The organism is Paucisalibacillus globulus, assembly GCF_900184735.1.
Lineage (GTDB): Bacteria > Bacillota > Bacilli > Bacillales > Amphibacillaceae > Ornithinibacillus > Ornithinibacillus globulus_B.
In genome coordinates this window covers 273908-287407 of record NZ_LT855386.1, presented here as the reverse complement: position 1 = coordinate 287407, position 13500 = coordinate 273908, and the positions used below count along the sequence as shown (strand labels likewise).

The window sequence follows — 13500 nt, the reverse complement described above, 5'->3', positions numbered from 1 at the left end:
ACACAATTAGTCGAACACCCTCAATTAGTGGGTAACGATTTAGTTATTAAAGTAATTGTAGAATCAGATAATGTTTCTAAAAATATGCTTTCTTTTATTGAAGAGCTAGTCACCATATCCACTAAAATTACTATTGAGAAACCAACATTAGAAAGAACTTCTAGATTTAGGTCTAATCATCTTGGTGAAGAAGATTTAGGGACTATCGAAGAAATTCTATCTAAATTAGGTAGTTCCCCAAGTGTATCAGAGCTTTATGAAGAAGAGCCATATGATCTTCTTATTGTTGGTGGTGGCCCATCAGGTGCAAGTGCGGCGATTAATGCATTACGTAAAGGTAACCGCACTGGGATTGTTACCGAATGTTTTGGAGGCCAAGTTCTGGATACTTTGAGTAAGGAGAACTTTATCAGTGTTACAACTGCTGAGGGACCTAAGCTTGTAGTGAGCGTCAAACAATATATAAAAGATTATAGTATTGATATCTTTAATTTACAGCGAGTGAATAGTATAGAAAAGAATGATGATATATTAGAAGTTGAATTAAAAAATGGTGTAGTCCTTAAGAGTAGAAGTGTTATTGTTTCATAAGTTTTAAGTGGTTGGGGATAATGTTATAAAACTGGATGGTCCAATTGTTATTTATATTTATTATAATTAAGCATGTCCAATAGAAATAAAAATGGGAAAGATTATTAAATTTATATTATAGAGGCAAATTATTAGTCCGTTTTGTGAAAATAATCACAAATAATATATAAGAGGAAAGGTAGAGTATTGACTCCATTAGGACTAGGAGATAATAACAACCCTATTGGACCCAGTTTTAATTAATAAAGATTTCATTAGGTTTATAAATAGTATTTACAGGTAATTCTAATTTACCAAATTACAATTAGGAGGAAAATTAATTATGTCATTAATAGGTACTGAAGTAAAACCATTCCAAGCAAAAGCTTACAAAAATGGAGAGTTTATAGATGTAAATGAAGAAACCCTAAAAGGTCAATGGAGTGTTATTTGTTTTTATCCTGCAGACTTCTCATTTGTGTGTCCCACAGAACTTGAGGATCTTCAAGATCAATACGAAGACTTACAAAAACTTAGGGTTGAAGTATTTTCAGTTTCTACTGATACTCATTTTGTCCATAAAGGATGGCACGATAGCTCTGATAAAATTGGCAAAATTACTTATGCGATGATTGGTGACCCCTCACAAACACTTACACGTAACTTCGAAGTATTAAACGAAAAAGAGGGTCTTGCCGACCGCGGTACTTTTATCATTGATCCAGATGGGGTTATTCAAACCGTTGAAATTAATGCAGACGGTATTGGTCGTGATGCAAGTATTCTTGTAGACAAAATAAAAGCTGCACAATATGTACGTAGTAATCCTGGAGAAGTCTGTCCTGCAAAATGGAAAGAAGGATCCGATACACTTAGACCTAGCCTTGACCTTGTAGGTAAAATATAAGAGGAGTGATTACATGCTGGAAGCCGATATTAAAACAACATTATATCAATACCTTGAATTATTGGAAAACGATATAGTTCTTAAAGTTAGTGTAGGATCTAATCAAGTATCAAAAGACATGCTATCGTTGATTGAAGAAATAGCCTCTATGTCATCAAAAATTACTGTTGAAGAAACTACTTTAGAAAGAACTCCAAGCTTCAGCGTAAACCGTGTTGGTGAAAATACAGGTATTGTTTTTGCAGGAATCCCTTTAGGCCACGAATTCACTTCATTAGTGATGGCTTTATTACAAGTTAGTGGAAGATCTCCGAAAGTTGACCCAAACATCATTAAACAAGTAAGAAACATTAAAGGAGAATATCATTTTGAAACATACGTTAGTCTGAGTTGTCACAACTGTCCTGATGTTGTACAAGGGCTAAATATAATAAGTGTACTAAATCCCGGTATTACCCATACGATGATTGATGGTGCGGTAAATAAAGAAGAAGTAGAAAGCAAAAACATTATGGCAGTGCCAACTATTTATTTAAATGGACAAGAATTCGGAAGTGGCAGAATGAACATGGAAGAAATTCTTTCTAAATTAGGAAGTGGTACAGATGCAGCAGAACTTTCTAAAAAAGAGCCGTATGATGTGCTTGTTATTGGTGGTGGCCCTTCTGGTTCAAGTGCAGCAATTTATGCAGCACGCAAAGGCATTCGGACTGGGATTGTTACAGAACGGTTCGGTGGTCAAGTACTTGATACAATGAGTATTGAAAACTTTATCAGTGTTAAAAGTACAGAAGGCCCTAAACTTGTAGCGAGCTTAGAAGAACATGTGAAAGATTATGATATTGATATTATAAACTTGCAAAGTGTAATTCGACTAGACAAAAAAAATATGTTTGAAATTGAACTTGAAAATGGATCTGTTCTTAAAAGCAAAAGTGTTATTGTTTCAACGGGTGCTAGCTGGCGGAAAATTGGTGTACCTGGTGAAGAAAAATTCAAGAATAAAGGTGTAGCCTACTGTGTACATTGTGATGGTCCACTGTTTGAAGGCAAGGACGTAGCTGTTATTGGTGGAGGTAACTCTGGTATCGAAGCTGCTATTGATCTCGCTGGAATTGTGAATCATGTGACAGTTCTTGAATTTGCAACAGAGTTAAAAGCAGATACTGTACTACAAAAGCGTCTGTATAGTTTACCAAATGTTAATGTTATAAAGAATGCTCAAACTACAAAAATCTCTGGCACAGACAAGGTAAACGGAATTAGCTATATGGATCGCGAGACAAAAGTAGAGAACCATGTTGAACTACAGGGTGTTTTTGTTCAAATCGGACTTGTACCAAATACCGATTGGCTTGATGAATCTGTTGAGAAGAATCGAATCGGTGAAATTGTTGTAAACAATCGTGGTGCGACAAGTATACCTGGACTGTTTGCTGCTGGTGATTGTACTGATAGCGCATATAATCAAATTATTATTTCCATGGGATCTGGTGCTACAGCAGCACTAGGTGCATTTGATTATCTTATTCGAAATTAATGTTATTCGTGAAAAAATTTTGTTTCTAGAAAATTAGTAAAGTGTTAAAAAACCAATCTTATAGAGTGTTTGCACCGGTAAAACTGAATAATAGATTATCCAGTTTTACCGGTTTGTTGATTTATAAAATCAGTACTTTCAATTAGTTTGTATTTTGATATCTTTTAAAGTTGGTATATGGCTTAAAAGTCTAAACAGTATCTATTAAGGTAGGAGTTATTTATGATAACAAAACAAGAAATTCGTGAGATGAAATGGAAACATTTAACTGACCATAAACTAGGAAGATTCCCCTTTCCTTTGAACAATCGTATTCCTAATTTCAAAGGTGCTGAGAGTGCAGCGCATCTAGTAACAATGATTCCTGATTATAAGAAAGCAAATGTAATTAAGGTTAATCCTGATTCTCCACAATTACCAATAAGAGTTCAAATCCTAAAAGACGGAAAAATATTACTTGTACCAACTCCTAGATTAAGAGCTGGCTTTATCATGATTAAACCAGAATGGGTTCCAGTTGGTGAGGAAAGAAGGGCGGTTAGCCTTTCTCATATGAAATCTTATGGTAGAGAAATTGCACTTTCGGACATTCCCAATATTGATCTATTTATTGTTGGATCTGTAGCTCTCAACAGAGATGGTAGAAGAGTAGGTAAAGGAGCAGGGTATGCAGATAGGGAATACGCAATAATAAGAGAACTTGGAAATCCAGATATTCCGGTAATAAGTACTATTCATAGTACTCAATTAACTGAAGCGGATATTCCTAAAAAGTCATTTGATTTAACTGTTGATTGGATTGCAACTGAAACAGAACTATTTAGAACGAATTCCACTTACGACAAACCAAGTGGAATAAACTGGAATATTGTAACTGAAAAAGAATTAATCGATATGCCAGTATTATGTGAAATACATGAATTAACAAGGGGGTAAAAGGGCATACAACTTTTAAAATTAAATAAATAATAACTACTAATATAGATAATTAATAAAGTTGTTTTTTAAATTTGTGATTAAGATAAGATAGATCTGTAAAAAAAATATAATTAGGCGATGTAAATGGAGGTTAGGAGTATGTCTAATGCACCTAAAACACTTGAGGGATGGTATTGTTTAAATGATTTTCGAAAAATCAAGTGGGAAATCTGGAATGAAATTTCTGTGCAGTTACGTAGAGAAATTCTAGAAGAACTATTAGAAGTGTGTAAACAGTGGAAAGTTGTTGAAGATGAAAAGACTGGGAGCCATGCGATTTTCCAAATCTTAGGTCATAAAGCAGATTTTCTGTTCATGTTCTTAAGACCGAACCTAGAGGAGTTAGCACAGGCTGAATTGGCCATCAATAAAACGAGGTTTGCTAAGTTTACAACACAATCAACTTCCTATGTGTCTGTGGTAGAATTAACTAACTATTTACCAGAAGGGAAAGACCCTTATAGTGATACTAAAATTAGGGAACGTTTGTATCCACAGATACCTAAAACGAACAATATTTGTTTTTATCCTATGAACAAACTTCGTATCGGCAATGATAACTGGTATATGCTAACCCCTGATGAAAGAAATCAAATGATGAAAAGCCATCGTATTATTGGGAGAAGTTATAATGGTAAGGTAAGACAGATCATTTTAAGTTCAGTTGGATTAGATGATTATGAGTGGGGTGTAGCCTTATTTGCTGATGATCCTATTGATTTTAAAAAATTAATCTATGAAATGCGTTTTGATGAAGTGAGTGCTAGGTTTGCAGAATTCGGTACATTTTATATCGGAAGTTACCTAGGTGAAGAGCAGTTAACTCGACTGTTAAATCTATAATAATTTAATGATTAGTAGCCTAACTTATATATTCAACACTTAATCCTTTAGATATTCAAACAATTTCCATGAAAGCAAAATATGATAGAAATGAAATCTTTTTAGTAGGATTGTCTGTATTTAGTTTCTATCGCAGCAGCATAATTAACTGTAAGACTTCCACTTCAGGAATTCTAATAAAATAATAGAATGGTATTGGAGATCACCATCTAGTAAAAGTCCGATTCGTTCAACTAACATTCAATGGTACTTTCCTTTCCAACACCAGCTGAATAAAGTTTTACTTTCTTAAAGAATGTTTTTCGGAAAAATAAAAATCCCACTCCGGTATAAAGATTATAGTAGTATATAGTAAACTGCCGTGACCATAAAGAACACCCCTGATTTGGAAGTACTAAATCAGGGTGTTTCTATACTTAAATGAGGATAAATTGTTTATCATTAGAGATTTTATAAATTCACCTAAAGAAATGACCGATGAAGTGGATAGTGCAAGTAGTTTGGAATTTGGTGAAATTGGACTTTCTAAAGGTCAAATTGCACCTGACATTGAATTAAAGTCACTTGAGGGAAAAACAATACGTCTATCAGATTATTGGGGAAAACGTGTTATTTTTAACTTTTGGGCTACTTGTAGTTCTCCGTGTAGAGTGGAAATTCCCGAATTTTAAAAGCTTTATAATAAAGATATAGTTATTTTAGCTGTGAATTCGACAGAATAGGAAAAGGTAAAAAGGATGTTATCGAATTTGTGAAAGAACATGAAATGACTTTCCCGGTATGTTGAATAAAACATCCGATACCTCAAATTATTTCAATTTAGGGCATACCCAACATCATATATGATTGATTCGAAAGGTGTCATACAATTCATCGTAAAGGGTGCAATGAATTATGATCTTATGGTGGAAGAGTTGAAGTACATGGAATAGTGGTGTATCCGGAAGCAATCATAATCGTTTTATTGAATTAATAATGACAATTCCAATAAATGCATTTCTATTACTTTACAAGCATCAGACTTGTTTTGTATAATTTTGTGAAAGTATTCACTAATAGGTTCGGGAGGAAAAATAATGATTGTGCTTAAAGATATGGCAAAGAAGCAAAAAGGGAAATTATTTTTATTAGGTTTTTTTGCTATACTATCAGGAACATTAATTATTGGACAGAGTTACTTGTTTGTCACAATTGTAGATTATATTTTCATAAAAGATTATTCATTCCCTGAAATAATTCCCCTATTAATTGGGCTATTAGCAATATTATTTGCAAGAACTCTGTTCAATTATTTAAGTGGAAGAATTGGTATTAAGATGGCTTCTAAAGTGAAGCGTGATCTAAGAAACATACTTCTGCATAAATTCTTTGCTAGTCCAGTTCAGTTATCGATCCAAGGGCAGTCAGGTAAAAAGGTAAGTGTGGTGATGGATGTTGTGGACGAAGTCGATAGTTATTTTAGTAGTTATATTCCGCAACTGTTTCAGGCTAGTATTATACCTATTATGATTCTTATCTTTATTTTTACAGAGCATATAGCTACAGGAATTATTATTCTATTTACTGCACCATTTATTCCTATATTTATGATAGTAATTGGCAATAAAACAAAAGATAAAACGGAAGAACAATTAAATAAGATGGGAGGTTTTTCGGGGAAGTTCCTTGATACCATACAAGGGCTTACAACCCTTAAATTATATAGCCAATCAAAAGAACAAAACGAAGCTATTCGAAAAAGTAGTCTAAGCTTTAGGGATTCGACGATGGATATTTTAAAAATTGCTTTTCAGAATTCCTTAACATTAGAATTTATTTCCATGCTAAGTATTGGGCTTGTTGCTTTAGATGTAGCTTTAGGTATGATCATTTTTCATGACCTATCATTTTACACTGGATTTCTAATGCTAGTCTTGGCACCAGAATTCTATACGAAATTAAGAGACTTAGGTAGCGCTTTCCATACAGGAAGAGGAAGTTTGGGTGCAGCCAATAAGCTAGAAAATGAATTAGCATCTACTGTAAAGTCCGTTGAATGGGGGGAGCAAAGATTAAAAAGTTCAACTCCACCTTCCATTGAAATACGGGGAGCGGAGTTTAGCTACCGTGAAAATGATTTATTTTCTTTACAAAACATTAATTTGTTAATAAAGCCATTTGAACAGATTGCAATAGTCGGTAAGACAGGATCTGGAAAAACAACGTTATTACATGTTATTGCTGGTCTTGTTCCACTTTCTAAAGGGGAAGTATTTTTAAATGAAAGCCCACGGAAATTGTACAGTGAAAAGGATTGGTTTGATGGAATAAGTTATATTTCACAAGATCCATATCTTTTCTCGGGTACTATTTCAGAAAATATTGCTATTGGTGGAAATACGAATACTGCGAGAGAAGACATAGTAAGGGCCGCTCAAAAAGCCGGAATTTCTGAGTTAATCCAATCACTTCGTAATGGATATGATACACCAATTGGAGAAGCAGGAAGGGGTCTTTCTGGTGGAGAAAGACAGCGAATCGCTATCGCTAGAGCTTTTTTAAAATGTCCATCTATTATTTTATTTGATGAGCCGACAACTGGCTTAGATTTAAAAACAGAACACATCTTGCAGTCCTCAATGAAAGAGTTATCGAAGAAATCCATAGTTATAACTGTTGCGCATCGTCTACATACGATTAAAAATGCTGACCAGATACTCTATATGGAAAATGGAGTGATAGTAGCATCCGGTACTCATAAAGAATTGCTACGATCAAATGAAGCGTACCGTAATATGGTTTCGGTACAGCAGGGAGGTTTTTAGAATGAAAGATTTAATCGTGATTAGCAAGGTAATGTTTGTGGAGAAAAGAGATATTATAATTTCCATTCTTTGTGGATTTGTTGCTGGTATAACAGCTATTGGTCTATTTGCATTAAGTGGGTATTTAATTTCAAAGTCCGCTCTAGAACCGCCTATTTACACGTTAATGATTCTCGTAGCTTCTGTTAAACTGCTAGGAATTATTTCAGCATTAATTCGTTATGGAGAGCGTTATTTTTCACATCGAGGGACTTTTACTATGTTAAGCAATTTACGTGTTTCTTTTTACGAGAAGATCGAAAGATTAGCACCAGCTAACTTTCAAAAATATAGAAGTGGAGACCTCCTTTCCAGGATTGTTGGGGATGTAGAATCATTGCAAAATTTCTTTTTACGTGTATTTTACCCGCCAATTGTTTTGTTGTTAGTCTTTTTGTGTACTATTTTCTTCGTTACCTATTTTTCAATCGAGGTAACATTGATTATACTTATCGGTTTTATTGTGACAACATTTATTTTTCCAGCAATCATCGCATTTAGGCAAAAAAAAGTAGAGCGGGGAGTCAGGGATAGTAGAGGTAAACTATCTACAGAAGTATCTGAATTTCTATTTGGATTTCGCGACCTGAAAATATATCAAAAATTAGAGATAAAAGAAATCAGACTCCGTAATTCTGCAGATGTCTATTTAAAGGAACAAGAAAATGAAAGTATTTATAAATTGTTGAGTGAGTCTTCCAATACTTTCTTATCCTTTTTAGTGTCGTTTACTGTTCTAGGTTTTGGAGCTTATTTAGTTTCTATAGAACAGCTTGATGGGATCTACCTTGCAATGCTTGTGATGGTATCATTAACGGCATTTGAAAATACTACATCCATGTCGGTATTTCCAGGTTATTTGGAAGATAGCAGACAAGCAGCAACAAGACTGAACAATGTTGTAAGTATAAAACATGAACAGGAAACGATTAAAGAAAGTAAAGAAAAATTGTCTTTAAAGAAATCTCCGTATATTAGAGTGAATGATTTATCATTTGCGTTTCCTAATGATTCAAAGAATACAATATCTGATGTTTCATTTAATTTACCATCTGGTTCCAAAACAGTAATTGTTGGCCCTAGCGGGTCTGGAAAATCAACATTGATGCAATTATTATTACAAATATACCCCGTAAAACAAGGTGAGATTTATATAAATAATAAATCGATGAATACATTATCGCAAGAAAGCATTTGGAAAAGCACAAACGTTGTACTTCAAAAGAATCATTTCTTTTATGGAACTATTCGTGACAATTTAATGATTGCCAAGAACGAATTATCAGACAAAGAGATGGAAAATGTATTAGAAAAAGTTAAACTCCATCATTTTACGTTAAACGACCAGGTTCTAGAAAAAGGAGAGAACCTTTCAGGAGGTGAGAAACAACGACTCGCAATTGCAAGAGTATTGCTAAAGAAAGCTCCAATATGGTTTCTAGATGAGCCGACCTCATCCATGGATGTATTGACGGAAAAATATATTTATAACTACCTTTTTGAAGAAGCGAAAAAGGATACAGTTGTACTTATTAGTCATCGCCTAACTGGACTAGAAAATATGGATCAGATTATAGTAATGGAATCAGGTAAAATTGTAGAGATAGGAACTTATGACGATCTCATGGAGAATAAAGGATATTTCTATAAGGTAAAACAAATTGAGCAAAGTGTATTTATAAATTGATTACGGCAATAAGAATCTACCACTTCTGGCCAGTTTTTCATCACACAATATTTACCACTCATAGCCAGTGCTTTTAACAATTGATTAATGTCAAGAAAAATGAATTTACAACGATAATAGTCCACTTAATACTTACTTCTTTAAAGTATAAAAATAACGTATAAGGCGATTATTAATTTGTAAAACTAATAAATAAAGTGAGGTATTTAAATGAAAATTGATGCTATGGTTACAACTACTGAAAAGGATTTTCAAAAACAAACTTTAAATTTAGCTGAACCGAAGGCTGGCGAAGTATTAGTTCGTCTAGTTGCTTCCGGTGTTTGTCATACCGACGCAACAGTTCTTGATAGGACCATTCCAGTACCATCCCCAGTAGTATTAGGTCACGAAGCTCTGGTATTGTTGAAAAAGTCGGGGAAAACGTTTCATCTGTTAAACCAGGTGATCACGTAGTATTAGGCTTTGCTTACTGTGGTATTTGCGATAACTGTTTAGAAGGTAATGCAGGTGGTTGTGAAAACATGATTCAACTTAACTACGGTGGTAAAAATCAATATGGTGATACACCACTTACAACGGAAGAAAATCAAGATGTATCACTCTTCTTTGGTCAATCGTCCTTTGCTACGTACACTACAGTAGATGAAAATAATATAGTTAAAGTAGATAAAGATGTAGATTTACGCTACTTAGGACCATTTGGTTGCGGTATTATGACTGGTAGCGGCACGGTATTAAATTCTATCAACCCTGAACCAGGTAATAGCATTGTTGTTTTCGGTACAGGTGCTGTAGGATTAAGTGGTATGTTAGCTGCAAAAATAGCCGGGTGTTATCCAATTATTGCGGTAGATATTCACGATAGTCGTTTAAAGCTTGCGAAAGAGCTAGGTGCAACACACATAATTAATTCCAAAAGTGAAGATCCAGTTGAAAAAATTAAGGAAATAACAGGGAAAGGTGCTCACTACTCATTCGAAACGACGGGTGTCCCAGAAGTTACATTAGCTGCACTGCATTGCTTACGCGTGAAAGGTATATGTGCAACAGTGGCTGTCGGTAAGCGCGACTTAACATTTAATGTTTTTAACGATGTAGTTGCAAACTCATTAACATTGCGTGGTGTAATCGAAGGGGATGCAGTACCACAATTAATCATTCCAAAACTGGTTACATTCTTTAAAAATGGTCAATTCCCTATTGAAAAATTGGTGAAATTTTATGAATTAGAAGATGTCGATCGAGCGTTCGCTGATTCCTCAAATGGTTCTGTAATCAAACCGATTTTAATTATAGATAAATCATACCAAGTATAAAAAGACTAGGGATATCTCCCTAGTCTCTTTAATAAAGATTTTTATTTCAAAGTATTATAAAAAACATTAATGGTATATTGGAACAAAAATGGTACATTTCACTGTCTGTAATCATGAATGAATAATCAAACATAAAATAAAAAGAAAAGAGCTTTGTCCAAGTGACGAAGCTCTTTCTTACAGATTGGTAGCTAATAACGAATACCTATACTTTTTTATTTTTGCTCACGTGGTCATCCTTGAATGATGCTATAAATGCTAGTACCAGTGCTAAAATCATTATAATAAATGGAGCAACAAAAATAAGAAAATCTGTTAGCATATCTCTCACTCTTTCTTTTGTTTTCCTTGTAGGTAATTCTTATCAAACAGGAACAATTTTAAAAGCAGGTATAGAGAAGGTATTAACAACGCAAGGCCAAGAATAAACACAACAACTAGTGAAATTGCCATTGCCTGATTTGTAAATCCTTCGTAAATGTTTAAGTATGGATACAGCAAATAAGGATAGTGTGAAATTCCGAATCCATAAAAGGCTAGGGTAAACTGACCGATTAATAACCAAACGGCAGTTCCATAATTTTTTTGTTTCCAAATTAATAATACTGTTGCAATCCATAACAAAAAGGATAGTCCGAACATCCAACCTAGGTCTATTATTCGCTCATAATGTTCAGAGCTATGGAAACTTAACTCATAAATAATCCCGGCTGCAGTAATGATTAAAGGAAATGCCCATATCAGTGCATATTTACGCATTAGATTAGTAGCTTTTAGATCACCTGTTTTATTTGCATACCAAGTAAGAAAAACGGCCGAAATATAAAGCACCGCTACAATGCTTAAGAGTACAATCGACCATGATAATGGGCTTATGAATAACGCCCAGTAATCTAGAACAGGATTCCCATCTTCTATATATATAAACCCGCCTTCTGATATCGTAAGTACAATGGAAAGAGAAGCGGGTATAAGAAGACCTGATAATCCATAAATAAACGCATAGCCCTTATGTCCTTTATTTCCATAGGTTTCAAATGCATAATATGAACCTCGAATTGCGAGTAGGATCAACGCAATACTGCCTGGTATTAGAAAAATGGTTCCAAAATAGTAGGCTGATTTAGGGAAGAAACCCACAATCCCTACGAAAAAAAACACGAAAAATACATTGGTAACTTCCCAAACAGGAGACAAGTAACGCTGTATAATATTAGATAATATATGGTCTTTCCCTGTAATAATACTGTATGCATTAAAAAAACCGGCGCCATAATCAATTGATCCTAAAATAATGTACCCGAACAAAAATGTCCATAAAACTGTTATACCTAAAATTTCCAATGTCATGCGTTATTACCCCCTTGTGGGATTTTAAGCTCTTTCTCTACTGGATTTTCCTTAAATATTCGGCGAAGTACGATAATCGTACCAGTTCCTAATACGATATATAAAAGAATAAATAGAATGGACATTAGTCCGACATAGTCACTAGATGTGGCAGCTTCTTCTACAGTCATGATTCCATTGAGAATCCACGGCTGTCGTCCAACCTCTGCCATCCACCATCCTGCTTCGATAGCTAGAAAAGATAATGGGCCACCTAGTACGATTAGCCAACGGTACCATTTTGCTTTTACAAAATTCCACCCTCGCTTTATTCCTATCCAAAATATAAGTGATAAGACAATCATAAAGACACCAATTGTAACCATTAAATCAAAGAAATAATGGATAATAAGTGGAGGGGTTTCTTCCACAGGAAATTCATTAAGTCCAATTACTTCTGCTGTTGGATTACCAAATGCTAATATACTTAAGGCAAATGGAATTTTTATTTCACCTTTAACCTCATTATTTTCATCAAGTATTCCATACATTAATAAGGGTGCACCTTCTTCGGTTTCAAAGTGCCACTCTGCTGCAGCTAATTTTTCGGGCTGATACTCTGCTAAGTATTTTCCGGAGAAATCCCCAATAATTACTGTTGCAATAGAGAAAATTAACCCCACTTTCATAGTTAAGTAAAGTGCCTTTTTATGATAAACGTGATTTGAGCCTCTTAGTAAACGGTAAGCTGCAATTGCAGCAAGCATAAATGCGACAGTCATATAAGCAGTTGCAAGGACATGGGAAACTTTAGTTGGCATTGCTGGGTTAAACATTGCAGCAATTGGATTTGCATTAATGAGTTGTCCATCAACAATATCAAAACCTTGTGGTGCGTTCATAAATGCATTGACTATGGTAATGACCAAAGCTGACATACCCGCACCTAATGCAACTGGAATTAACAAGAAAAAATGTTTTCGCTGATCTTCAAACCGATCCCATGTGTATAAATATATACCTAAAAATATTGCTTCAAAGAAGAAAGCGAATACTTCCATAAATAAAGGTAAAGCAATAATTTGACCTGCTAATTCCATAAAATTTGGCCATAACAGTGAAAGCTGGAGTCCCATTACAGTTCCTGTAACAACCCCAACTGCAACAGTTACAACAAATCCTTTTGCCCATCGTCTGGCTAATAAAATATAATGTACATCATTTTTTTTAATTCCAACCCATTGTGCAATCATAATCATGAGTGGCACACCTACACCAATGGTTGCGTAAATTATGTGAAAGGAAAGAGTGAGCATTGTTAAAAATCTGCTAGCTAATACTGGATCTTCAAATAGCATAGTTATATTTCCTCCTTAACTCTAAAACAAATAAGTGCAATATTGAGCATAGAATTCTAGAGTTTACGTTATCTCGTGTTGTTAACATATCTATATGATGTAACTGTTGGTTTATTAGTTACCTAG

General features: G+C 34.3%; 11 protein-coding genes and 2 pseudogenes. 10 read left to right on the top strand and 3 right to left on the bottom strand.

Going from position 1 to position 13500, the window contains the following annotated elements; all coding sequences use genetic code 11:
* Nucleotides 1–201: 201 nt before the first annotated feature.
* From BN999_RS03545 to BN999_RS21200, 10 genes and pseudogenes are all read left to right on the top strand, one after another.
* A pseudogene (locus BN999_RS03545) lies at nt 202–588 on the top strand (FAD-dependent oxidoreductase); the annotation flags it as partial.
* Nucleotides 589–913: 325 nt separating this feature from the next.
* Nucleotides 914–1477, top strand: a complete 564-nt coding sequence (gene ahpC / locus BN999_RS03540) for an alkyl hydroperoxide reductase subunit C (RefSeq protein WP_096270014.1) — start codon at nt 914–916, stop codon at nt 1475–1477.
* A 13-nt stretch (nt 1478–1490) separates the two neighbouring features.
* Nucleotides 1491–3017, top strand: a complete 1527-nt coding sequence (ahpF, locus tag BN999_RS03535; RefSeq protein WP_096270013.1) for an alkyl hydroperoxide reductase subunit F — start codon at nt 1491–1493, stop codon at nt 3015–3017.
* Nucleotides 3018–3239: 222 nt separating this feature from the next.
* A complete protein-coding gene (locus BN999_RS03530) occupies nt 3240–3953 on the top strand; it encodes a 5-formyltetrahydrofolate cyclo-ligase (protein ID WP_096270012.1) in 714 nt (237 codons plus the stop codon).
* A 141-nt stretch (nt 3954–4094) separates the two neighbouring features.
* On the top strand, nt 4095–4838 hold the full coding sequence (gene hemQ, locus BN999_RS03525) for a hydrogen peroxide-dependent heme synthase (RefSeq protein ID WP_096270011.1): 744 nt from the start codon (nt 4095–4097) through the stop codon (nt 4836–4838).
* A 404-nt stretch (nt 4839–5242) separates the two neighbouring features.
* Complete coding sequence (locus BN999_RS20965) at nt 5243–5509, top strand: peroxiredoxin family protein (RefSeq protein ID WP_255247389.1); 267 nt, start codon at nt 5243–5245, stop codon at nt 5507–5509.
* 405 nt (nt 5510–5914) lie between these two features.
* Nucleotides 5915–7642 carry a thiol reductant ABC exporter subunit CydD gene (gene cydD, locus BN999_RS03515; RefSeq protein WP_096270010.1) on the top strand — a complete coding sequence of 576 codons (1728 nt, stop codon included), beginning with the start codon at nt 5915–5917 and terminating at the stop codon, nt 7640–7642.
* A 1-nt stretch (nt 7643) separates the two neighbouring features.
* Nucleotides 7644–9368 (top strand): thiol reductant ABC exporter subunit CydC, encoded by a 1725-nt coding sequence (gene cydC, locus BN999_RS03510; protein ID WP_096270009.1) that lies wholly within the window; start codon nt 7644–7646, stop codon nt 9366–9368.
* Between the two features lie 210 nt (nt 9369–9578).
* A pseudogene (locus BN999_RS21205) lies at nt 9579–9979 on the top strand (alcohol dehydrogenase catalytic domain-containing protein); the annotation flags it as partial.
* A 105-nt stretch (nt 9980–10084) separates the two neighbouring features.
* Nucleotides 10085–10687 carry a zinc-binding dehydrogenase gene (locus tag BN999_RS21200; RefSeq protein ID WP_373453622.1) on the top strand — a complete coding sequence of 201 codons (603 nt, stop codon included), beginning with the start codon at nt 10085–10087 and terminating at the stop codon, nt 10685–10687.
* Between the two features lie 205 nt (nt 10688–10892).
* Here the strand turns inward: BN999_RS21200 and cydS are convergent, their stop codons facing one another.
* From cydS to BN999_RS03495, 3 genes are read right to left on the bottom strand one after another with little or no spacing between them, the layout of a single operon-like run.
* Nucleotides 10893–11009, bottom strand: a complete 117-nt coding sequence (cydS, locus tag BN999_RS21195) for a cytochrome bd oxidase small subunit CydS (protein WP_373453619.1) — start codon at nt 11007–11009, stop codon at nt 10893–10895.
* A 5-nt stretch (nt 11010–11014) separates the two neighbouring features.
* Nucleotides 11015–12037, bottom strand: coding sequence for a cytochrome d ubiquinol oxidase subunit II (locus tag BN999_RS03500; protein ID WP_096270008.1), 1023 nt, complete (start codon nt 12035–12037; stop codon nt 11015–11017).
* A complete protein-coding gene (locus tag BN999_RS03495) occupies nt 12034–13374 on the bottom strand; it encodes a cytochrome ubiquinol oxidase subunit I (RefSeq protein ID WP_096270007.1) in 1341 nt (446 codons plus the stop codon). The genes BN999_RS03500 and BN999_RS03495 overlap by 4 nt, the downstream gene beginning before the upstream one ends.
* Between the last annotated feature and the right edge of the window lie 126 nt (nt 13375–13500).

Coding starts and splice junctions, on each gene's coding strand:
- ahpC (WP_096270014.1), top strand. CDS start 914: ATGTCATTAATAGGTACTGAAGTAAAACCATTCCAAGCAAAAGCTTAC.
- ahpF (WP_096270013.1), top strand. CDS start 1,491: ATGCTGGAAGCCGATATTAAAACAACATTATATCAATACCTTGAATTA.
- BN999_RS03530 (WP_096270012.1), top strand. CDS start 3,240: ATGATAACAAAACAAGAAATTCGTGAGATGAAATGGAAACATTTAACT.
- hemQ (WP_096270011.1), top strand. CDS start 4,095: ATGTCTAATGCACCTAAAACACTTGAGGGATGGTATTGTTTAAATGAT.
- cydD (WP_096270010.1), top strand. CDS start 5,915: ATGATTGTGCTTAAAGATATGGCAAAGAAGCAAAAAGGGAAATTATTT.
- cydC (WP_096270009.1), top strand. CDS start 7,644: ATGAAAGATTTAATCGTGATTAGCAAGGTAATGTTTGTGGAGAAAAGA.
- BN999_RS21200 (WP_373453622.1), top strand. CDS start 10,085: ATGACTGGTAGCGGCACGGTATTAAATTCTATCAACCCTGAACCAGGT.
- cydS (WP_373453619.1), bottom strand. CDS start 11,009: ATGCTAACAGATTTTCTTATTTTTGTTGCTCCATTTATTATAATGATT.
- BN999_RS03500 (WP_096270008.1), bottom strand. CDS start 12,037: ATGACATTGGAAATTTTAGGTATAACAGTTTTATGGACATTTTTGTTC.
- BN999_RS03495 (WP_096270007.1), bottom strand. CDS start 13,374: ATGCTATTTGAAGATCCAGTATTAGCTAGCAGATTTTTAACAATGCTC.